The sequence below is a fragment of the Streptomyces sp. NBC_01476 genome (assembly GCF_036227265.1).
GTDB lineage: Bacteria > Actinomycetota > Actinomycetes > Streptomycetales > Streptomycetaceae > Actinacidiphila.
In genome coordinates, this window is the sequence record NZ_CP109446.1 from 6,858,150 (window position 1) to 6,880,388 (window position 22,239).

The window sequence follows — 22,239 nt, forward strand, 5'->3', positions numbered from 1 at the left end:
TGTCAGGCGGGGGACACCATGCCGGTGTGAACCAGGCCGACCGAGCGGCGAGTGACGAGCTGGGCGCGTCCCGGCGGCAGCGTGCGCGGCTTGGCCTCGCCGAGGAACTTGCCCTCCTCGCGCGGATACGAGAAGAGCAGCGCCGGATTGCCCAGCTCCCACAGCCGGCGCAGCACCGGGTCCATCATGGCCCGCCCGGCGCCCGAGGCGCTGCGCGCGACCACCAGGTGCAGGCCGATGTGCAGGCCCTGCGCCAGCAGCGGTACCAGCGGCGCCATGGGGGAGGGGGCCCCGGGCATGCCGCCGAACAGATCGTAGTCGTCGATGAGCAGGAACAGCCGCGGGCCGTGCCACCAGTCGCGCAGGGCCAGTTGCTCAGGACTGATATCCGGTCCGGGCAGGCGCTTGCTCACCGAGGTGGCGGCGGACTGGGCGAGCTGGCTCAGGCCGTCGCCGTCCACCGCGTAGCCGACCCGGTACGCCTCGGGAATCTCCCGCAGCAGGCCGCGCCCCGGGTCGGCGGCCAGGATGCGGGCCTCGTCGGAGGTGTAGCGGGAGAGGATGCCGCGGACGACCAGCCGCAGCATGTTGGTCTTGCCGGTCTCACCGTCGCCGAGGACGGTCAGGTGCGGGGTGCTGCCGAAGTCGTGCCAGGTGGGGGCGAGCCGCTGCTCGTCCAGGCCCAGGCACAGCCGCAGGTCGGGGAGGTCGGCGGGCGGCGAGGGCAGCCGGTCGGCGGGAAGCCGGGCTGGCAGCAGCCGTACCTCGGGAGCGCGCGGGCCGTTCCAGAAGGTGTCGATCTCAGCCACTGCGGACTTGGTGGCCGCGGTCAGGTCGTCGGCGCCGGACCAGCCATCGATGCGGGGCAGCGCGGACAGGAAGTGGTGGCCGGAGGAGACCAGGCCGCGGCCGGGCCGGTGGGGCACGGTCGCCGCGGTGCGGGTGCCGACCTCGGACTCCATCGCGTCGCCGAGCCGCAGCTCCAGCTTGGTGCCCAGCAGGTCGCGCAGCCGCGGCCGGATCTCCGACCAGCGCACCGCCGAGGCAACTACGTGCACGCCGAACGCCAGCCCGCGGGCGGCGATGTCGAGGACGACCGGCTCCAGCTCCTCGTACTCCGAGCGCAGTGTGGCCCAGCCGTCGACGACCAGGAACACGTCGCCATACGGGTCCTGCACGGTGCCGGCCGCGCGCTGAGCGCGGTAGGCGGCCATGGACTCCAGGCCGCGGGCGGCGAAGTCCTGCTCTCGGCGCTCCAGCAGCTGGCCGATCTCGGCGATGGTGCGCAGCACCCGGTCCCGGTCCAGCCGCCCGGCGATCGACCCGACGTGCGGCAGGCTCGCGGTGGAGACCAGGCCACCCCCGAAGTCCAGGCAGTAGAACTGCACTTCTTGCGGGGTGCAGGTCAGGGCGAGGGAGAGCATCAGGGTGCGCAGCAGCGTGGACTTGCCGGTCTGCGGGGCACCCACCAGACCCAGGTGCCCGTCCGGCCCGGACAGGTCGGCCACCAGCAGCTCGCGGGCCTGCTCGTACGGGCGGTCCACCGTGCCCAGCGGCACCCGGGACAGCGGCGCCCCGCGGTGGCCGGCCGCGCTCATGCCGTGTATTGGGTCGGGCACGATGCCCGGCAGCAGCTCGTCCAGGCTCGGGGATTCGTTCAGCGGCGGCAGCCACACCTGGCGGGCCGGCGGCCCGCTGCCCTCCAGCCGGCGTACCAGCAGCTCCAGCAGGGTCTCGTCGTCCGTGCCGGGCTCCTGCGGTCCGTCGGCGGGCTCCGGCACGGCGGCCGGCTGCGGTTGCTCGGCCGGGCGCGACGGGCCGAGCCGGCCCAGGCCGAAGAGCGCGATCTCGCCGACCGGGTCGAGCCCCGCCGTCTGCTCGCCGGGAGCCGGCGGGGCGGGCGCGGGACCGGAGACGTAGGCAGCCTTGAAGCGCACCAGGTTGGTGGTGTCCACCTTCAGGTAGCCGTTGCCCGGCGCCGAGGGCAGCTCGTAGGCATTGGCGACGCCGATGACGCTGCGGGACTCCATCGCGGAGAAGGTGCGCAGCGCGATCCGGTACGACAGGTGGCCCTCGACCTTGTGGATGCGGCCCTCGTCCAGCCGCTGCGAGGCGAGCAGCAGGTGCACCCCGAGGCTGCGGCCCAGCCGTCCGATGGACACGAACAGGTCCACGAACTCCGGTTTGGAGGCGAGCAGTTCGGAGAACTCGTCGACGATGATCAGCAGCGAGGGCAGCGGGGTCAGGCCGCTGGCGCCCGACAGGCGGGCCTTTTCGTAGTCGAACAGCGAGGAGTAGCCGGCCGAGCGCAGCAGCTCCTGGCGGCGGACCATCTCGCCGTTGATGGAGTCGCGCATCCGGTCCACCAGGTGGATCTCGTCGGCGAGGTTGGTGATGACCGCGGAGGTGTGCGGCAGGCGTTCCATGTTGAGGAACGAGGCGCCCCCCTTGAAGTCGATCAGCACGAGGTTGAGCACCTCGGAGGAATGCGTCGCGGCCAGGCCGGTGACCAGGGTGCGCAGCAGCTCACTCTTGCCGGAGCCGGTGGCGCCGATGAGCAGGCCGTGCGGGCCCATGCCGCCCTGCGCGGACTCCTTCAGGTCCAGCTCGACCACCTCGCCGTCCTCGGTGACGCCGAGCGGCACCTTCAGCCGGGCGGCCTGCGCCTGCCGCGGCCGCCAGGAGGTGGCCAGGTCGAAGGTGTAGGGGTCGCGCAGGCCGAGCAGGGCGGTCAGCTCGAAGTCGGAGTCCAGGGAGCGGTCGACCAGGTCGATGGAGCCGCTGGTGCGCTGCGGGGCGAGCGCGCGAGCCAGAGTCTCGGCGGCGCCGCGGCTGAAGGAGTCGGCGGCCACGGTGGCGGTGCCCTCGCCGGAGGGGTACTCGGCCTCACAGTCGCGCATCGTCAGCCGCAGCACCTTCTCACCGCCCGGCAGCACACCGGTGGCGTCCAGCAGCACCACGTTGCGCAGGCCGGAGCCCAGCAGCCGCGAACCCTCCGGCAGCCGGGTGTCCTGCGCGACGACCACCACGAACGGCTCGGCGGTGCTTGGCTGCGCCTCCGGGTCGTGGTCCGGCCGGTCGCGGACCTCGGCGCCGAGCAGGTCGAGCAGCTCGTCGTGGTCGGCGGCGGCAAGCCGCAGCGGCCCGGCCGCGTCCGACTCCTGCGGGTGCGCGTTGTGCGGCAGCCATTTCAGCCACTCCCACTCCGCCGCCCCCAACTCCCCGCCCAGCAGGGCGATCCGCAGGTCGTCCGGAGCGTGCAGCACCGCCAGCTGGCCGACCACCGAGCGCATCAGGGCAAGCGCGGCGGTGCCGGAACCGGCGAACTCCACGCTGGTGAAGCGGCGCAGCGCCACCGGCACCGGCAGGTTCGGCACCCGCTGGTGGGCGCGGGTGAAGCGGCGCAGCGACACCGCCGACAGCGGCTCCAGGTCCTCCACCGGGCGGGTCTGCGGCGGCAGGAACTCCAGCGCGGCCCGCCGGGTGCCGGTGCCGATCCGGACCCGGGCGAAGTCGTCGTGGCTGGGCCTGCGCTCCCACAGCCGGCTGCCCGAGGCCAGCGTCCACAACCGCTCGGGCGGCGGGTTGTCCCACAGCAGCGCGGCCCGCTGCTCGTCGGCGGCCTGCCGCGCCTGGTCCCGCTTCTGAGCGAGGTAGCGCAGGTAGTCGCGCCGTTCGGCGCGCATCCGGCGGCGCCGCTCGCCGCCGGTGCGGCCCAGCTGGGTGAGCGACATGCTCGCCATCGAGGCGCCCATCATGCCCGACATCAGGTACGTCGTCGGGCCCGGCCGGCCCTGGGAGAACATCAGCATCATCGCGCCGGTGCCCAGGCCCATCGGCAGGTACATCAGGGCGGAGCTGACGTCGGCCAGCGCCGGCTCGCCGAGGGAGGGCGGCTCGGCGAGCTCGACCTGTCCCTCGGGCAGCTGCGGGCCCTCCGCACGCGGTGCGCGCCGGACCACGGTGGTACTCAACGGGCCTGTCCTTTCGGCTCGTTCCCCTGGTGCGGCAACGGTGCCGCGAAAGCCTGGGCAGCGGCGGCAACCACAGGAACCGCACCGGTCGCGGACACGGTGGGCACCGTGCCCGCGGCGGGCGCGGCGGTGGGTTCGGCCGTCATATCAGGCCGCACCTGATGGCGTAGGCGACGGCGTGGGCACGGTTGCGCAAACGGTGCCGTTTGATCACCCCGTAGAGCACATTCTTGATCGTGCGCTCGGAATAACCCAGCTTGGTGCCGATGTCCTGCAGTTCGTAGCCCTCGGCGACCAGGCGCAGCACATCGGCCTCGCGCAGGGTCAGCCCTCCGGGGGTCAGGCCGCGTGGCGCGAGCACCTCGCGGTGGGTCTGCTGCACCTGGTCCATCAGCCGGCCCTGCAGTTCCGTCGGCAGATCCCCGTGGCCGGCCTGTACCTGCCGCAGCGCCTCGCCGAAACGGTCCCAGGTGAAGTCGCTGCGGAAGATCACCGCCCGCACCCCGGCGTCCAGCGCCGTGTGCAGGTTGGCCGTCCAGGCACCCTCCACGATCAGCAGCATCTGCGGGTTGCCGGGCAGATGGCGGCGCAGGGTGGCGATCGCGGCGGCGCCCGGGTTCTCCAGGGCGGCGACGACGATGTCGGCGGCCGTGCCCCAGCGGGTGAGCGCCAGGTGTGGGAACTGGCGGATGTAGCTCACCAGGGCCAGCCGGGTGATGGGGTCGGCGGTGTGCACGGCCAGCCGCACGGTGCCGGGGCCGTCGGCGGCGGGTTCGGCGGAGGGCGCCTTGTAGTCGGGCAGCGCGGACGCGGTGGAAGAGACGGTGTCCTCGGGGTTCTCGGGGTCGGCGAGGCCCGGGGCGGCTTCGGGGCGGGCCGATTCCGAGGGTGCGGGGTCGGCGGCGGCCAGGTGGCTGCCGCGCCCGGCGGGGCGGCCCTGGCCGGCGGTCCGCGGCGGGCGGCGCAGCACGGCCGACGCGAGCCGGCCCGTTGCCTGCGGGGGCTGAAGTGCGGTGACGGGGGCGGCGGGGGCGGCACCCCGCGGATTGGCGATTGCCATCCGTCTCTCCTCTCCGGCGTTCAGGGAGGTATACGAACGGCCCACGCCCGGTGCGCGTCAGTCGACGCGGGACCGGTACCAGTGGGGTAGGTCGTTGGCTCCTGAACAAGATTTTGGTCGGCAAATATGTCAGCAGAATTACCAGCGCTGTAGTGCTGGGCGCGCAAACCGACATGGTTGTTCATACGAGGCCGATCCGTGGAACGTTTACGGATGTACGAAGCGGAATCCGCGGAATGCCGCCTGTACGCCCGTGTCGTTCCCCGCGCGCCGCCGCATTGCGGCGGAGCGGTGGATCAGTCCTGATGTCCGGTCCGGGGCCGGTATACGGGCAGCGGGCGGGCAGACCCCGTCCGCCGGTCCGCAACAGGCGGCCGAGCCGGGTGCGCAGCGGGCGCCGGAGTTCGCCCACTGTGCGAAACGGCCGCCGCTCACCGCGAAGAGCGGTTCGCGAGCGGCCGGAGGTGCCGCCGGGCCGTCACCCGAGGCGGGCGGATCGGCCGGAAGTACCTTTGCTTGCGTCGCAACAAAACGCCACTGGTGACTCCTTGTCAACCCCCGTCCTGGGGCGCGTGGCCGATCGCCGGACCGGCGGCGGCTACCTGCTGGGCGGTGGCGCGGATCGCCCGCACGGCGGCGGCCACCGCCGCCACCTGCAGCATGTCCGGCCACAGCAGCAGATACGTGCGGCGCAGTGGCCAGTTGCTCAGTGGTCGGCAGGCGAGATCTGGGAACACGTGGGCGTGGAGGACCAGTTCGCTCATCAGGCTCACCCCGAGCCCGGAGGCCACCAGCGCCTGCATGGCCAGCGCGTAGGGCACCGCGACATCCTCGGCCTGTGGGTCGGGGACGGCGGCGAGGGCGCGAAGTACTGGCTGCAGGTTCTGACGGAGCTGAGGAACCGCGGCGTCGAGGACGTGTGCATGGTCGTCTGCGACGGCCTCAAGGGCCTGCCCGACGCGATAGGGACCGTCTGGCCCCAAGCGATCACCCAAACCTGCATCGTTCACCTGATGAGGGCGTCGTTCCGTTACGCGGCCCGCCAGGACTGGGACAAGATCTCCAAGGCGCTCAAGCCCGTCTACACGGCGCCGACGGCCAAGGCCGCCGAGGACCGCTTCCTCGACTTCCAGGAAGCCTGGGGCGATAAGTACCCAGCCATTGTGCGCCTTTGGGAGAACTCCTGGGCCGAGTTCGTGCCCTTCCTCCAGTTCGACCCCGCGATCCGCCGGATCGTATGCACGACGAACGCAATCGAGTCCGTCAACTCCCGTATCCGCAAGGCAGTCCGGGCCCGCGGCCATTTCCCGAACGAGCAAGCCGCGTTGAAGTGCGTCTATATGGCTGTCATGAGCCTTGACCCCACCGGGACAGGCCGAAAGCGATGGACCATGCGATGGAAGGACGCCCTCCAAGCCTTCGACATCGCCTTCGACGGCCGGCTCTCCATCGTCCGCCACTAACCTCAATCTTTCGTGACGGTCCGTCGGTTTGCCCGGTGGGCCGTTTCGGCTTGTCGGGGTGGTGGTGGGCAGGCTGAGGGCCCGGCTGTCGTGCCGGATGGGCGCCGGGTTCCACAGGTCCGGAGGCGTTCGGGTGTTCGTCGGGGTGGGCCGCTTTTGCTGGTCAGCCGGGGTTCGGTAGGGCTTGCAGCCGGGTGAAGGCGCTGGTGATCACGTGGGTCCAGGGCCAGTGGCGGGCGAGGCGGAGGATGCGTTGGCGGCCGGTGGTGACCAGGCGGGCGGCGGCGGAGAACAGTCGCAGGCGGAGCTTTTTCGGTTCCCAGCGGCGGGCGGTGCCGGTCAGGGCGAGCATGGGCATCCAGGCCAGCAGGTCCAGGGCGAGCTGGATGATCTCTAGCCAGAGCTGGTTGCTCGCCGTGTGGTGCAGGGGGAGGTTGCGCAGGCCGGTGGCGCGGGCGGCTCGGATGCGGTCCTCGGCTCGGGCGCGCTGGCGATGCCGCAGTTCGAGTGCGGCGATCGCGGTGCCGGTCGTGTTCGTCGCGAAGCAGGTCAGCCGCATGCCGTCGGCGTCGGTGAACCGCAACTGGGCGCCGGGGTGCGGTCGCTCCTTGCGGACGATCAGTCGCATTCCCGCGGGCCAGCCCTTGAGGACGTCACCGTCCAGTTCGGCGACCCAGCCGCCGTCGCGAACCTGGCCGTCTGGTTCGACAGCCGGGGTCCATGCCGAGTCCGGGACCTGCAGCACGGCGTGGTGGATGGCGTCGGTGATGGTCATCCCGACCGAGTAGGACAGCCACCGGCCGCGTGCGGTGAGCCAGTTGAGGAACTCGTGGGTGCTGCCCGCGGAGTCGGTGCGGATCAGGGTCGAGCGGCCCCGCCGGTGCTGTCTGGGCAGTTGGGCCAAGGCCAGTTTGGTGGTGGTGATGTGGTCGGCTGCGGTGTTGCTGCCGGCGTTGCCCGGCCGCAGGAGGGCCGCGACTGGTTCCCCGGACCCGGCCGGGCCGTGGTCGACGAACGCGACCAGCGGATGATCCCCGAAGGTCTTCTTCCATGTCGCGGTGGCGTCCTGCTTGTCGGAGTGCGCCAGGACGAGCACCCCGTCGATGTCCACGATGACCTGCCCGTCCGCGTCGGGGGCGTCTGCGCCGGCCAGTTTCCAGACCCGTTCACGGACGTCGGCCCTGGTCCGACGGATCGCGGTCAGTGCACGAGGACCCGCCCCGGCCAGAGTGTCAACCAGCCGCGAGACGGTCGGATCGGATGCCACCAGCCCGAACAGGCCAGGTTCGGCCCGCACCATCGCCACGTCGGACAGGCAGTCCCCGCCCAGTGCCACCGCCACAGCGAGGTCCAGCAGGACCTTGCCCGGATCGTGCACGGCCCGCAGCTTGCGCCACGGCGCCAGCGCGGCCGATATCGCCGTGTCCAGCCCGGTCTTGCGGACTGTCTCGGCCAGCAGCACCCCACCGGCCTGCGAGACCACCGCGCCACCGTCTCCCTGGACACGGACAGGCGGGTACGACCCGATACGCTTGTTCACCTGGAGAGTGCTTCCTTCCTTGCAGCTGACAGGACCCTCGACAAGTCCCATCGTTGCAGGTCAGAAGCACTCTCTACTTATCTGATCAAGACCCGGACAAGCCCGCTCGCAAGGGCGCGGGGTCAGCCGTTTTCCCGTCCCGGCAGGGGGGCGCCCTCCAGGAAGGCGTCATAGGTCTCGACGGCTTCCGGCTCGATTTCAGGGTTGGAGGGACCGTAACGGGTGTCGGTGCGGTCCCGCTTCGGCCCGGAGACCCAGAACTCCTCGTTGGTCTGCACGTCGTAGAAGTTCGCATCGAACATCCCCCCTGCCCGGCGCAGTGTCCTCCCGTGAAAGTACGCAGTGCTCCAGGTTTTCGAGAAGTCCACCCACGCGATCCACGACGGTCCGCGGTCGGTGTTGTAACCAGTCTTCAAGTGCACGAACATGAGACGTCGAGGCATACGCTCAGGGTCTTGCACAAACCGCACTCGTGACCAGTCATTTTGCGGGCGCCTACCAGACGCCGCCACCGCCGCCAAAGGCTCGGACAGGTGGGTACGGCCCGATGTGCTCGTTCACCTGGAGAGTGCTTCTTTCCTTGCAGCGGACGGAACCCCTGGCAAGTCCCATCGTTGCAGCTCAGCAGCACTCTCCGCCCGTCTGATCACGACCAGCACAAGTCCGCTCGGTCGGGTAGCGGGGACGCATTGCTGCGTCCCCGCCCCCTCAGAACCGTGCTTGCGCCTTCCAGCGCACACGGCTCAAGCGGGCCTATGGCCGCTCAGTTCGGTGCCATTCTTCCGGTCACCGGCGTGCAGCTGCCGGTGGCACAGAGTGTGTACAACTTCCAGATTGTCGAGGTGGTCGCTTCCACCCCGGCTGCGGTATTGCAGATGGTGCACGTGAATTCCCCGATATGAGGCCGTGAACCAGCGAGCCCAGTCGTTGACGTCATCAGGGTCGTACCCCGCGCCTTCGACCAGGTCCTGTCCGCATCTGGGGCACAGTCCCTTCTGTCGGGCTGCCAGCAGAAGAATCCGTTTGGATTCTACTCCTGGCATCCGCTTTCGGGCTCGTTTTCTCCAGTAGCTGTCCAGTTCCGCGTCGTCCTGAGAGGAATCTCCCTTGACTATCACGTGCCGGACGATTCCGGTCCAGGCGAACTTGGGCAAGTATCCGGCTTCGGAGCCGAAGACCCACCTGTCCTCTCGACTTTTGTCGAACTTCCCCCAATACCGCTCCCGGAGCCAGCGAGGCGTCTTCCGCCGATTGCAGTAGATCGCCCACCTTCTCAAGGCGTGGTGCGTGAAGTCGTCCAGCTTCCTGAAGGTTTCCTTCGAGACAACGTGCCGATAGTAGATGGACCATCCTCGAATAAGAGGTCCGAGGGCGCCAGCCAGGCGTTCGGCGGGTGCGCCCCGGTGTTGTCGGATGATGGTCCTTATCTTCTTCCTGACCCGTTGTACTGCATCCTTGCTCGGCTTGATGATCAGCTTCTGGTCGTAGCGCCTGACGTTGAATCCGAGGAAGTCAAATCCATCAGCGAGATGGACGACACGCGTCTTCTCCTCGTTGAAAGAAAGCCCTCTCGGCTGGAGTCAGACAGCTAACTTCGTTTGCAGATCATGCGCCTCCGACTCCGAGGCGCACAGCACCACGAAGTCATCGGCGTACAGAACAAGAGCGGGGGGAACATGCCTTGTTCCTCTGGCGGGAACATTTGCGTTAATCGCGCCCCCCATCCCATGCAGGGCCACATTGAGCAACAGAGGACTGATGACTCCGCCTTGTGGCGTGCCTTCTATCGTGTGTGCGTAGGTGCCCTGCTCCATGACCCCAGCGCGCAACCATCCCCTGATCTGCCGCCGGCCCGGAAACAGGCCGATGGAGTCCATGAGGTGACTGTGGCTGATGCGGTCGAAGGCCGCCGACAGGTCCGCGTCGAGAACCCACAGCCGTTTTGCGGTCTTCTGGCAGGCTATCTGGAAGATAGCCCCGATCGCGTCAGCGCATCCCCGCCCTGGCCGGAACCCGTAGGTTCGGCCGTCGAACCGAGCTTCCCATTCCGGTTCGAGAGCATTCTTCACTCTCGCCTGGTTTGCGCGGTCGCGTATGACAGGAATGCCCAACGGCCGGGTCTTCCCATTCGCCTTCGGGATGTACACACGCTTGACGGGCTTTGCCGGGATATCCGGTTGAGCGAGAGTCTTCCTCGCCAGGGCGCCCCGGTCCTTCGGAGTCAGCGCAACGACCCCATCGATACCCGCCGTCTTCTTTCCGGTGCTCTGCTGCGCCACCCGGCGAACACTTGTCAAGGTGTTCGCCCTGGATCGCAGCATGAGCTTTTGCAGGTTGCGCACCCGCTTCATGTCGCCGTTCCGTGCGGCCCTGTAGATCCTCTGGCGCAGCCGCTTTACGGATGCTTCTTCTGAGCGCCAATCGATACCGGCCCAGAATTCCGCGTCGCCCTCGGGTCCGTTCATCGGGAGGGCACACCGCGACACCAAAGACATTGTCGCCCCTCCTCCTGTCTAACTTGCGCCTCGGTGCAAGGTTTTGCCCGTTGGCTCTACATGGCCTACCTGTCCCACGTCGGCGCTCTTTCGAGCCCAGCTACAAAGCTGGTATCCGCCGAGTTATACCCGGAGGAGGAGAATCCCCAGGGCCCGAGCTTTCCTCTGGGCTTTCGCCCCAGCGGCATTCGCTTCTTGGGACATCCTGTTCCCGCACCGGATTTCTGCCTTCGTTGCCTCCGGCTTACCGGCTGACCAGCCGGACCCGTACGGGGTTCCCGTGTTCCACTGCCAACAGTTACGTTCGGACAGGGCGCCCTCTCTAAGCCGACTCCCACGGTGACCTACGCTGGAAACCAGAGATTCCCTTGAGCCTCTTTCAATACAGCTCGCGTCGTGTCGCACTTCTCAATGCAAGGAGTTCCCACCGCCGACCGCTTTGCCATTGACGCGGTGTTCCTCATGTCGGCCCGTAAGGACAAGGGTTCGCTTTCGCTCGCCCGCTCGGACTTCCCCTTCGCTTGTGGCGTGATGATGGCCCATCGTGCTCTTGAGCTTGACCACCTCGGCTTGGCACCCCCGCGTCACCGCAGACGCACCCGAGGCTGGGGACCGGCCATCGGTCACAGGCCGGGGCAGTCGACTCCTCTCCTTGCAACTACCACTGCATGACAGCGACTTCACGTCGCACTGAAAGCCCGAGGCTAACCAACCCACCAACCAAAGCCACCGTTTACTGGACAGGCCCCACAGCCGATCCGAGGCCCTGCGCATGGTGCGCGCAGGGCCCCTTGTGCATGCCAGAGGGCGGTTCCTCCTGCCGGGAGACGCCCGCTGCCGACAGGCGCCGCCGGGGCGGTCGTGGACATACGGGCAAAGTCGGCAGGCAAACGGGCCATTTGCGCTCGGGGTTTGGTGACGTCCTGTTAACGAGGGTGTTGCCTGACGCTGGCGTCTTGTTCCGCAGTCACCGAGGGGCGCCGGAGTGGCCGCGACGGCGCGGCTCCGCCGGGAGGGGGCACCCAGTGCGCGCGTGTCGGGGACGCCGGCTGTGAGTATTGATCTGCCGCCTGAGTTGGACTGGGTGGCGAAGCTTGCGGTGGGTCAGTCGTGGCCGAAGGGTAATGAGGATCAGCTGCAGTTGCTGGCGCAGGCGTGGGTGCAGTCGGCGCGGGAGTTGGACCGGCTGACTGATGAGATCGATCCGGCGACGTCGGGTGTGCTGGATTCGCTGGGCGGGCCGGTTGCGGAGCAGTTCTCGGGGTTCACCCGGCAGATGCGGACGGTGCTGCCGAATGTGGCGCAGTCCGTGCAGGGGATCGGGGATCTGTCGCGGAACGCGGGGGTGCAGCTGGAGTACACGAAGTACTCGCTGCTGATCCAGATGGTTTTCCTGGCGTACATGCTGTGGGAGCTGGCGTCGTTGGGGCTGCCGGAGCTGGACGGGGTGGTCATCACCGCGGTGCGGACGGTGTGTGTCAGGATCCTGCAGTCCCTGGCCCGTAATGTGGTGATGGGGACGGCGTTCATGGCCGGCACGGATGTCGCGGTGCAGGTCATCCAGTTCCTTAAGGGTGACCGGACGTCGTGGAGCTGGGACAACACGCTGCAGGCCGTGGAGGGCGGGGCGGTCGGGGGTGCGTTCGCGGGGGTCTTCACCGAGGCGGCCAGGTTCCTGCCGCCGGGGTTCGGTGGTGTCCTGGGCCGGCAGCTGGGGGTGGGTGCGGCCACCGGGATCGCGACGACGCTCACGATGGGCGCGGTCAACGGCGACTTCGGCGATGCTCTCACCGACGGCCTGGCCGCCGCCTCGGGTGCTATCGGGGGACTGTACGGGGGCCGCAGGGGCGGCCACGGCGAGGGCAGCGGACACCTGCCGCCCGCCCGCTTCGACCTGCCCCCCATGCCCGACTTCACCAAGAACTGGCCCGGCACGGACGGCACCGGCACCACCGGTGCCGGGCTGCCGCTGGATCCCGCACAGGTCACCGACGGAACCTGGGCACGCCGCCAGTGGCAACAGCACACCACCACACCCACCACCGCCGGCACGGCTGCCGGTATTGGGGAGGGGGAGGAGGCCGGCGCCGGAGCGGGGGTTTACCGGCAGTGGGCCGCGGCCCGCACGGACCTGCCCGAGGAGATACGCGCCCGCGCGGTCAGCGCCGTCAGCGCCCACGACCACGCCTTCACCACCACCCCCGCCACAGCCACGCCCGTGCCCTCAGCGGCCGGGACCCACCGCCGCCTGGACCGCCAGGCCACCATCGAACAGGCCATCACCCGCGCCGAACACCACTTCGACACCGCTTACACCACCTGGGCCACCACCCCCCACACCACGGAAAACACCCCCGGCGCACAGAAAGCGGACAACGCGGAGACGGGGCGGGCCGCCGACCCCCGCACCCACATCCGCACCGTGCCCGGCGCCGCCCAGCGCATCCACGAAACCGCCTGGCGCACCCTCGAACACAGCCTCCGCACCACCACCGCCCTCCTGCCCGAACACACCTGGGACACCCCGCCCGAGACCGTACTGCACACCATCGACCAGACCGCCGCACACAACACCCCCGCCCTCCGCCACCTCCTGGACCGCACCGCACACGACGACATACGCCACACCACCGCCCTGCACACCTTCGAACAGCACGTCCCCCCCGCCGGCCCCACCACCGGCACCACCACCCAGCTCACCCCCACCGGCCGCAACCACCTCCGACAGCAATGGCTCCACCAAACCCACACCGACCACCACCACATCTTCGGCCCCCCCACCTTCCACACCTCATCCCAGGCGCCGGCACAACCCACCACGGATCCCGCCCCGACCAGCAGAGACACAGCGCCAACCCCCCACGCCGACAACGAGCCCGCGCGTCCCACCGCGTCATCGCTCCGTACGACTGGCACGGCCTACGACCTGCCGCACACCGTGAGCACGCCCGGCCCGGAAGTCCGTACGGCCACGTCCACCGGTGACATCCGGGGGCCCGAGCCGCAGCGCGCCACCGATGCCCAAGGCCCGGCTGCCCGCGGAGCAGCCGTAGCCGCGGAGTCCTCGGAGCACTCCGATTCCGCGGCCCAACAGGCTTGGCAGGAGCGGCTTGCTGCCCGGATTTCCGCACTGCCGCAGCAGGTGGAGGTGCAGTTGGCGAAGGAGGCCGCCGTACGCGACGCCGTGGACGTGGTCGGCGAGGCAGCCCGGGGATCCTGGCGGCAGGCCCTGCCGGACCTGGGCGACCGGTTCACCCGGACCTTCGCCCTTGACCGGCACGGCGCCGACAGCCGTGTCGAACGCGCCGTCTCACTCGCGCTGGCCCGCGACGCCCACACCCGCATCGACACCTGGGCCGCCGCGTCGAAGGACCCCTCCATCACGCCCGTGCCCAGCCCCCGGTACGTTGCCGAGGCGGCCATCGCGCCCGCGGCGGCACGGCACTACACCGCCGTCGCGGTGGCCCGCACCACCGCCGCGGACGAGGCCGCCCACGAAGCGCGCGCCCTCGCCCGCCGACAGCCGGACAGCACGACCGAGTCCGTCGAGCGCGTCGTCCGGCAGCACACCGACCACGTCATAGCGCTGTTCGACCGGCTCTTCTCCGCAGCTGAACCGGGACCCGACACCCCGAAGCCGGCGGACATCCTCGACCGCGCCATCGCCACCTGGACCGCCGAGCGCGCCACTCTCACCACCCGCCTGTACGACGCCCTCACGTCCGCAGTCCCGCAGGTGCCGATCGGGAGCGCGGAGCACCGCCCCTCTGGCCCGCCCCGGGCGCCGCACGACGCCGGGCCCGCCCAGCCGCCCCGCGTCACCGGCCCCCCGAGGGTGACGGCGGACGGACCCCGCGAGGCCGTCGATTCCCGCGCCCCGAACGAACGCCTGACGGCGGACGACGTCGTGCGGCTGGTACGGCACGAGGTCAACCGGGCTCTCCGTGCGCTGAACCAGCCCCGTACCGTTTCCGAAGAGACAGTCAGAGCACGGCTGGCCATGGTGCCCGCCCATGTCGTGCGGCTGCCGCTGCGTGCAGTGGGCGACTGGATCGCGGGCACCCTCGTCAACCACGGCAATCCGCTGGGCCTGCACGGCGGTTCGCGGGGACCCAAGGATCCCGAAACGGACTCGCAGGAGGGGGAGGGTGCCACGGCCGGGCCCTCGCACGGGCCGGCTCACGCGGCGGACATTCCCTCCTTCACCTCGGCGAGCGAGGACGCGCTCCTGCATCCCCTGCCGGACTTCGCGGCCCTGCGGATGGCGCGGACGCTGGTCCGGTTCGGCGCGGATCAGGACGACGCGCCGTACGAGGCCGCCGTACGGCAGGTCGCCGAGGTGGTGGGCGATCTCGATGCGGGGTTCCGGATGTGGGACCGGGGCGTGCGGGTCGAGGTCGGCCACGGCGGCACGGCCACCGACCCGGGAGGCCGGGTTGTCCGGCTGGACGTCGCGGACCTGGCCGGCGACGGGCCCGGCCGGGCCGCCGTCGTCCGGGAGTTGGCACGGGCGCTGTACACGCACGGACTCGACGAGGGCGACCGGGCCGGAGTGGCCCTCGCCCATGTGCGGGCTCAACTCGCCGACGGGCGCGACCTGGTGGCGCCGACGGCCGACCACTACTTCGCCGACCTTGCCCTCGCCCACCTCGACGGCTCACCGCTGTTCGCCCCCGCCGAACTCGACCCCCTGCTGGACCGCTTGTACGGCGACCACCCCACCACCCCTTCGGAGCCCGAACCGCTGGTTCCGCCACCCGCCCTCCACACCAACCGGCAGCGCTTTCCGGAACTGTTCGGCGCCGACGACGACTTCCTCACCCGCCATGTCCCGGACCTCTCCCGTTCCTCGGCCAATCCCTCTGCCGGGACGAGCCGTTCGCACGGACAGGACCCCACCTCCAGTCGGCCCGCCGACACCCGGAAGCCTGTGAACGGGCACGATGACCCGCTCAGCAAGGCCCTCCCCAGCAAGGACACGTCCAAGACGCCCGACACCAAGCAGCCCCCGAACAAGGGCAAGCGCCCCGTCCGCAGCGGCCTCGGCCCGGCGCGGGCCGGGGGCGGAGAGGGGCGCCGCGGGCTGGACGACCCGGGACGGGCCGAGCGGTGGCGGCGCCCGATCGGCGTGCCGCGGGCCGGACTGCCGTACATCCCGGCCGTGGTGGCGCGGCTGCGGGCGTGGGCGGGGGAGCTGGGCCACACCGTGCCCGACGCGGTGTGGGACCGCCTGCCGCAGCGGCTGCTGTCCAACTACCCCTTCATGGTGGCGAGTCGTGGCGACCGGCCGGAGGGTCTGCTGGTGCCGCTCGGTCCGGTCGAGGCACTGGTCAGCCTCGACCCCAGCGATCCGCGCCCGTACGAGGGCTCCGCCCCGGTCGACGGACGCCGGCTGTCGCCGATCGCCGAGGAGGGCGAGGGAGGAAGGGAGGGCGGGCCGTCCGACCGGGACGGCATGTTCGAGGACACCGACGCCCCGCAGCCGAAGGACGGCGACCCGCGCCCCTACCGCGCCACCGCCACCGTGAACTCCTCCTTCGCCACCGGCGGCCACACACAGACCGAGTCGGGCGGCACCTCGGCCACCCGGGTCGGCACCTCCATGGGCTACGGCATCGGCCTGCCCGGCGTTGCCCACCTGCTCAACCTCGGAGCGGGCGTCTCCGGTACGGCGAACGCCTCCAGCCGCTCCCGCACTCACCTCGCAGACTCCGAGCGCGGCCACGTGGAGGACAACCGAGACCAGCGCGGCCCGCGGCTGCTGTCGTACCGGGCGAACTGGCAGCTGCGGCTGCGACCGGTGGACCAGGGCGCCGGGTGGCCGCCGGCCCGCAGGGTGCGCGAGCAGGACGGCGAGTCGCTGCTGCTGTGGGTGGCGCGGCCGTACCTCGACCGCCCCGGGGAACAGATCGTGGCGACCGGCCCGGATGTGCGCACCGATCGGATTCCCGGCACGTACTTCGCCTCCGGCCTGACCGGTCTGCCCGCGCTCTTCGACGGCATCGGCCGGGCGATGGCCGACGGCGGGCTGCCGCTGTCGGCCGACCCGCGCACCCGCGACGAGCTGGTGCACCGGCTGTGGAACCTGCAGACCTTCCTGGACGACGCCGTCAACAGCCGGCACGGCTACACCTTCCGGCTGCACGACCGCTACGGCCGGACCGTGGCGACCGTCCGCGTGCACAGCGAGCGGCTGCTGCCCGGCGAGGAGCAGGTGGTCGGCGCCACGAGCAGCACCGCGCACCTGGAGAACGTGCGCACCTCCATCGACGGCATCGGCGGCGGCCACACCCTCGCGCAGAGCTCTACCCTGACCCCGATCACGGCGGAACTCGACATGCTGCCCAGCCCCCTCCGCCACCCGGACGCCGGACTCGGGGTGAACCTCAGCCTGTCGACCACCTGGAGCAGCTCGGAGGCGGTGGGCGCGATGCGTACCGGCCTGTGGGTGATGGTGCCCCGCTTCACCGGCCCCACCTCCGCCTACGTGGTCAGCTTCCGGCACCACGCGGAGATCGCGCTGCGCCGCGGCGGCGCGGACGAAGCGCGGCGGACCGACCCGGTGCGGGGTGAGGCCCTGATCCGCGTTCCCCGCCACGAGGCGTTCCGGCACGGCTTCCCCGTGGACCGCGACGCGCTGCGCGACACCGGCGCAGTGGTCGGTGACACCGTTCCGTACGACGCCGCCGTGCTCAAGGACGCCCCCTCGGCCGAGCAGCGCCAGGCCCGTCCGCTGCCGGCCCACCTGTCCGATCCGGTCCGCTACACCGGCATCGGCATGGGCCTGGTGGAGCTGCGCGAGCAGACCGCTGGCGACCTCTACGACGCGATCTCCGGAGTACTGAGCCGGCACGGCTTCCTGCTGCCGCAGCAGGACAACCCCATTGGCGGGCGGTCCTGGTGGCGGCTCGGCTCGGGTCTGGACAGCCGGGTCGACAACGAGGACCTGCTGCGCAAGTTCCTCGTCGACGGCCTGGCGGTGCACCACGACCGCATGCACCAGGACGGGCTGACACTGGTGCTGCACCGCAGGCGCGGTTTCGCCGGGGTGGAGTTCGACGTGGACGCCGCCCGCATCACCATCACCGCCACCCGCACCAAGCCGACCGAGTTCCTGGACTCCGCCTCCGACCACCACCTGGTCAACCTCGCGATGGGCATGGACAGCGCCTCGGCCACCGCCGCCGGCGGGCACAGCGTCTCGGCGGCGCTGCGGGTCAAGGGCTTCTTCCGACAGCTGCTCGGGGGCGCGGAGGGCTTCGGTGTCAACTTCGGCCGCTCCGCCGCCGACTCGGTGTTCTACCTCAACAATCGGCCGGAGCTGCTGGAGTACGGCGGCGGCGACTTCCTGCGGGTGAAGGTCACCAGCACGTACACCGCGACGATCAGCTTCCAGCACAGCGGGGTGACCGGCCACGTCAACCCCGGGCGGCGCGACCCGGAACCGGTGCACGTGGTGGACCAGCCGGTGATCGCCCGCGTGCTGCCGATCGGCGACGGCGGAGAGGGCTACGCGCCCGGCACCAAGGACACCACGCCTGCCCGGGTGCTGGACCGGGCGGTCGTCTACCACCTGGACACCACAGGCTTCCGCCGGGTGCTCTCCGAGGCGATGGGTGCCGATCTGGACGGCCCGCAGGGCCCGGCGGCCCGCGTCGCCGACTCCATGACCGCTTCCCTTCGTGCCCACCTGAAGGAGGCCGCGTTCGGCGCCCTGACCACCGACCAGGTCTTCAGCAACGGCCTGTTGCGCGACACGCACCTCGCGGTGGACGTGCGGGCGGCGCTCGGCCGCTCGGACTTCGTGGGCGCCAGCAGGAGGGACTTCGTGCAGGGTCTCATCAAGCTGTGGCTGGCGCAGTCCACCATCAGCACCTCGACCTCACGCGGAGTCAGCTGGATCCAGGCCGACATCACCGCCGGCGGGCCCAACGCAGCCGGTACCGTGAACACCTCCGGCGGCGCCGACGCGAGCCGGCGCTGGCAGTTCAACGCCTCGCAGAGCCACGGCGTCGCCGGCGCCAAGGAGCTGATCGCGCTCAGCTTCTCCCATGTCTACCTCTACCGTTCGCACGCCGACTTCACCCTCCACACCGTGCGTGAGGCGCACGGCAAGCTCGCCCCGGCCACCCACCGCCCGGACAGCCGCCAGGTCCGCGGCCGTGAGGTGATGTACCTGTTGCCCGAGCCCGAGGCGCTCGGCCACTACGCGAGCGGCGACCTGCCGGTCTCTTCCGGGCAGCTGACCGACGCCATGGACCGCTGGTCCGAGGGCGAGCTGAAGCTGCATCCCAACACCGTGGCCGGCGTCCTCGCCCGCTGGCAGCAGACCTCAAAGGGCCAGGCCGCGGCCGGCCCGTACGCCGCCGAGCTGGAGCGGCGCCATCAGGCCGGCGAGGCCGTGGTGTGGGACGCCAAGACCCGCAGCGAATTCGCCGCAGCCTTCCCGGACCTGGCCCTCGATGCGCGGAGCAACCCGCTGGCCGCGCTCCGGCTGCCGGAGTATCTGACCCGCCAGGATGAGGGCGGCAGCCTGCTCGGCCACAGCAACGTACTGAGCATCGATCACAAGGACGGCGTCTCCACCGCCGACCTGTTCCGCAGAGCCGTCGACGCCGCCGCGCCCGGCCTGCTCACCCACAGTCCCGAGCTGTGGACCGCCCAGGGACGCCACATCGGACGGCTGCAGGGCTCGCTCGACACCGTTGTCGGCCTCTTCGGCCGGGGCCGTGACGACGCGGTCTACGAGGACCTGTTGTCGGCCAACGGCGTCGAGTTCTACCTCACCAACCAGGTCGGCTGGTTCCTCGCCGACGTGGTGAAGGTGACGCTGCGGGCCCGGCTGCTGCCCGGCGCCACCGTGGTGGGCGAGCGGGCCGACGCCGGCCTGGAGAACTACAGCCACCACTACACCAACACCTCCGTCGGCACCTCCCGCGACGACGCCCAGTCCGTCACCGCGGGCAAGATCGGCGCTGCCCGCGCCGACGGTGGCGGCGGCGCGGCACTGGCCTCCCTCAGCCACACCCAACGCGGCACCAACCACGGCGAGGCCGGCGTCCAACAGAGGACGGTCTACTCCTGGAACGGGCTCTACGAGGTGCACGTCCCGCACCACTTCACCGCCACCGCGGTCCGCCTGGACATGGCCCACCGTCCGCTCAACGAGCTGGCCGTCGGCGGCTTCCGGGCCGCCCGGGGCCTGGGCGAGCCGGGCATCGCCCGCGCCCGCGGCACCACCCGGCTGCAACTGCCGCGCGGCATCGTGGAAGCCCGCCCGCACGCTCAGCCCGACCCCCTGGCCGGCCTCGCTGAGCCGCCGGCCCCCATCGCCGGCCCGTCCCACAGCCACCTGCCCGCCCCCCTGCGGGACCTGCGGCGGCTCCCCGGCCTGCCCGGCGACGCCTACGTGGCCGGTGTGGTCGTCGACGACGCGCTGCCCGCCGCCCGCCGCATGCTGCGCCAGGCATTCGGCGGCAGCGCCGACGCCGAGCGCTACCGCGGCAGCCCCTCCCTGCCGGTGCTGCTCTCGCGCACGCACCTGGCCAACGTGCTGGGCCGGATGGGTCCCCGCGACCGTGTGCTGCTGGCCGAGCACCTCTTCCTGCCCGGCCGCTCCTCCTACGGTCTGCGGCTGTACCTGCAGAGCAGCGCCTACGACCTGCAGGTGCTCTCCGACATCGACGGCACCGGCACCGGCCGCTACAACAAGCACCAGAGCGGCACCACCGCCTCGGCGAGCACCGACCGCTGGCAGCCCAACCTGTCGGCCAACGGCAGCGCCGGCAGCCCCTTCACCAAGCACCCCGCCGACTTCGGTTCCGGCTCCACCAGCGCCAACCACCTCACCTCGCTGTCCCTGGCCGCAGCTGGCACCAACAACTACCGCCGCGAGCAGCACGTCAAGCAGCAGGGCGACACCCAGCTCGTCCGCATCCGGCTCCAATTGCGGCTGCACGCCCAGGGCTTCCATCACCACGTCTTCACCAGGCCGACTCCCGAGGGGGAGTTCACCAGCGAGCCGGTCAACGGCGAGATGTACGTGGAGATGTCGCGCGACGCGGTCACCCAGGTCCGCGCACAACTGACCGACCTCCACCGCGACACCGCACGGCAGTACGCAGGCTGGCGCGGCGCCGCCGTGGCCCGTCCCCTCGACCTCGCCCCGCTGCTGCTGGAGGCCGCGACGGCCCGCGGCGCCGACGCCACCCGGGCCGACCTCGCCGTCAGCCGCCTGGTGCGCCGGCATGTGGCGGACACCCCGGCCGGGATACCGCGCGGCCTGGCGCTCACCGTGGACGGCGACCGGCTCGCCCTCGAAGGGCACCGTGCCGTCCTGTACTGGGCCGTCAACACACTGGGCGACGACCACGCCGCCGTCCGCCTGGCCGATGCCGCCGCACCGCCCCCCGACGAGGTGCGCATCTACACCGCTGCGCTGACGGCGCTCCCCGCCGACGCCGCGCCCGGCAGCGCCGCCCAGTGGCGGGAGGCCACCCGCGCGGTCGCCGCCGCCGTGCAGTCCTACCACGCCCAGCGGCCCGACAACCCGCTCGCCGACCGCGCCCCCCTCCCCGCGCAGGCGGCCTTCGCCGCCGTGGACCCCCGCGCCCTCGCCCGCGACATCGCCCACCACCTGGACTCCTACGTCCGCTATGTCCCCCACGGCGCCGCCGAAACGCCCCAGTGGATCGCCCCGGACGGCGAGATCCACACCGCCCGGCCGGTCCCGCCCACCATGCTTCCGCCCCAGCTGAGGCACGCTTTCGCCACCGGCCCGACCCGCCTGATGCCGCTCAACTCGACGGCCGCCCGCGTGACCCGCCCGGCTCTGGGCTCTGCCCCGCCCCTCCCGCGGGACCTCACCACGGGCAAACAGCCCCCGTCGTCCGCGAAGGCGCCGTTCAGCTTTCTCACGGACAAAGACGGCGAGGTGCCGTCCGGCAGCGGGTCCGGACACCGGGGCACCACAGCGCCGGCCCCGGTCTCGGCCGAGCAGGCCCCCAAGCCGCCCGCCTCGGCCTACGCCCGTGCGGCCGCAGTGCACCCGGGCCCGGCACCCCCGGCACCGGCCCAGTTGCGCGCCACGGCCGACGACGGACGCGGTTACGCGGACCTGTCGGCGGACCAGGCCGTGGTGTTCCTGGAACGGGTGGACATGTCCGCCGCGAAGCCCGAGGGCGGGGGGACGGCCGCGGTCGACCTGTGGGCGGACGACGTGCCGACCGGGATGTTCAGCGTGAGTACGGAGGGGGGCCGGGTGCCGCTGCTGGCGCACACGGCCGCGTTTGGAGGAACGAGCGGTGATGTGCCCTCGGGCGGGCGACTCCAGGCGCTGCGCGCGGCCGTGGCTGCGGCCGGCCGTGACGTGGCGGTCTGGACGGACATCCCGCGCCCATTCGTCGACGCGGTGGTGCGTGGTGACGCGGCCGACGAGATCCCGGCCGCCGTACGGGAGTTCGTGACCTGGGCGGCGACCGAGCGGCGGGTTCGGCTGGTCAACTCCGACGAGGTCTTCCACGCCGGCCGTACCCTGCCCTCCGCCGACGCCCTCCGCGACCTTCGGCTGGCGGACACCCCCGAGTCCCGGGCCGCCGCGGCCACCCTGCTGTGGCAGGAGGCCGCCGCTCTCTTCGGCGGCGAGCACCTCACCGTCCCCCCGCTGCCCCAGTCCGAGTGAGACCTTCCGGGACCCGACCCGCGGGGA

General features: G+C 71.1%; 8 protein-coding genes and 1 pseudogene. 2 read left to right on the top strand and 7 right to left on the bottom strand.

The window, feature by feature from the left end; genetic code table 11:
• Positions 1–2: 2 nt before the first annotated feature.
• From eccCa to OG552_RS29915, 3 genes are all read right to left on the bottom strand, one after another.
• Positions 3–3,974 carry a type VII secretion protein EccCa gene (gene eccCa / locus OG552_RS29905; protein WP_329138197.1) on the bottom strand — a complete coding sequence of 1,324 codons (3,972 nt, stop codon included), beginning with the start codon at positions 3,972–3,974 and terminating at the stop codon, positions 3–5.
• 142 nt (positions 3,975–4,116) lie between these two features.
• Positions 4,117–5,034, bottom strand: a complete 918-nt coding sequence (locus OG552_RS29910) for a LuxR C-terminal-related transcriptional regulator (protein WP_329138199.1) — start codon at positions 5,032–5,034, stop codon at positions 4,117–4,119.
• A 551-nt stretch (positions 5,035–5,585) separates the two neighbouring features.
• Positions 5,586–5,915 carry a LysR substrate-binding domain-containing protein gene (locus OG552_RS29915; protein WP_329141262.1) on the bottom strand — a complete coding sequence of 110 codons (330 nt, stop codon included), beginning with the start codon at positions 5,913–5,915 and terminating at the stop codon, positions 5,586–5,588.
• Here OG552_RS29915 and OG552_RS29920 point away from each other — a divergent pair.
• Positions 5,850–6,497, top strand: a pseudogene (locus OG552_RS29920) (IS256 family transposase); the annotation flags it as partial. The gene OG552_RS29915 and the pseudogene OG552_RS29920 overlap by 66 nt on opposite strands.
• A 163-nt stretch (positions 6,498–6,660) precedes the next feature.
• Here OG552_RS29920 and OG552_RS29925 read toward each other — a convergent pair.
• The 4 genes from OG552_RS29925 to OG552_RS29940 all read right to left on the bottom strand — a co-directional run bounded on the left by OG552_RS29925 (position 6,661) and on the right by OG552_RS29940 (position 10,502).
• Positions 6,661–8,037: an IS1380 family transposase gene (locus OG552_RS29925; RefSeq protein ID WP_329138201.1), complete on the bottom strand. Its 1,377-nt coding sequence runs from the start codon at positions 8,035–8,037 to the stop codon at positions 6,661–6,663.
• A gap of 122 nt (positions 8,038–8,159) precedes the next feature.
• Positions 8,160–8,339 (bottom strand): hypothetical protein, encoded by a 180-nt coding sequence (locus OG552_RS29930; RefSeq protein WP_329138203.1) that lies wholly within the window; start codon positions 8,337–8,339, stop codon positions 8,160–8,162.
• 441 nt (positions 8,340–8,780) lie between these two features.
• Entirely contained in the window at positions 8,781–9,512 is a 732-nt protein-coding gene (locus tag OG552_RS29935; RefSeq protein ID WP_329141264.1) for an HNH endonuclease, read from the bottom strand.
• Between the two features lie 105 nt (positions 9,513–9,617).
• Positions 9,618–10,502 carry a reverse transcriptase domain-containing protein gene (locus OG552_RS29940; RefSeq protein ID WP_329138206.1) on the bottom strand — a complete coding sequence of 295 codons (885 nt, stop codon included), beginning with the start codon at positions 10,500–10,502 and terminating at the stop codon, positions 9,618–9,620.
• A 1,081-nt stretch (positions 10,503–11,583) separates the two neighbouring features.
• Here OG552_RS29940 and OG552_RS29945 point away from each other — a divergent pair.
• Positions 11,584–22,212 carry a WXG100-like domain-containing protein gene (locus OG552_RS29945; protein WP_329138208.1) on the top strand — a complete coding sequence of 3,543 codons (10,629 nt, stop codon included), beginning with the start codon at positions 11,584–11,586 and terminating at the stop codon, positions 22,210–22,212.
• Positions 22,213–22,239 lie beyond the last annotated feature (27 nt).

What these genes read in the sequence shown, in the direction of transcription:
- OG552_RS29910 (WP_329138199.1), bottom strand. Translation starts at nt 5,034, where the DNA reads ATGGCAATCGCCAATCCGCGGGGTGCCGCCCCCGCCGCCCCCGTCACC.
- OG552_RS29930 (WP_329138203.1), bottom strand. Translation starts at nt 8,339, where the DNA reads ATGTTCGATGCGAACTTCTACGACGTGCAGACCAACGAGGAGTTCTGG.
- OG552_RS29940 (WP_329138206.1), bottom strand. Translation starts at nt 10,502, where the DNA reads ATGAACGGACCCGAGGGCGACGCGGAATTCTGGGCCGGTATCGATTGG.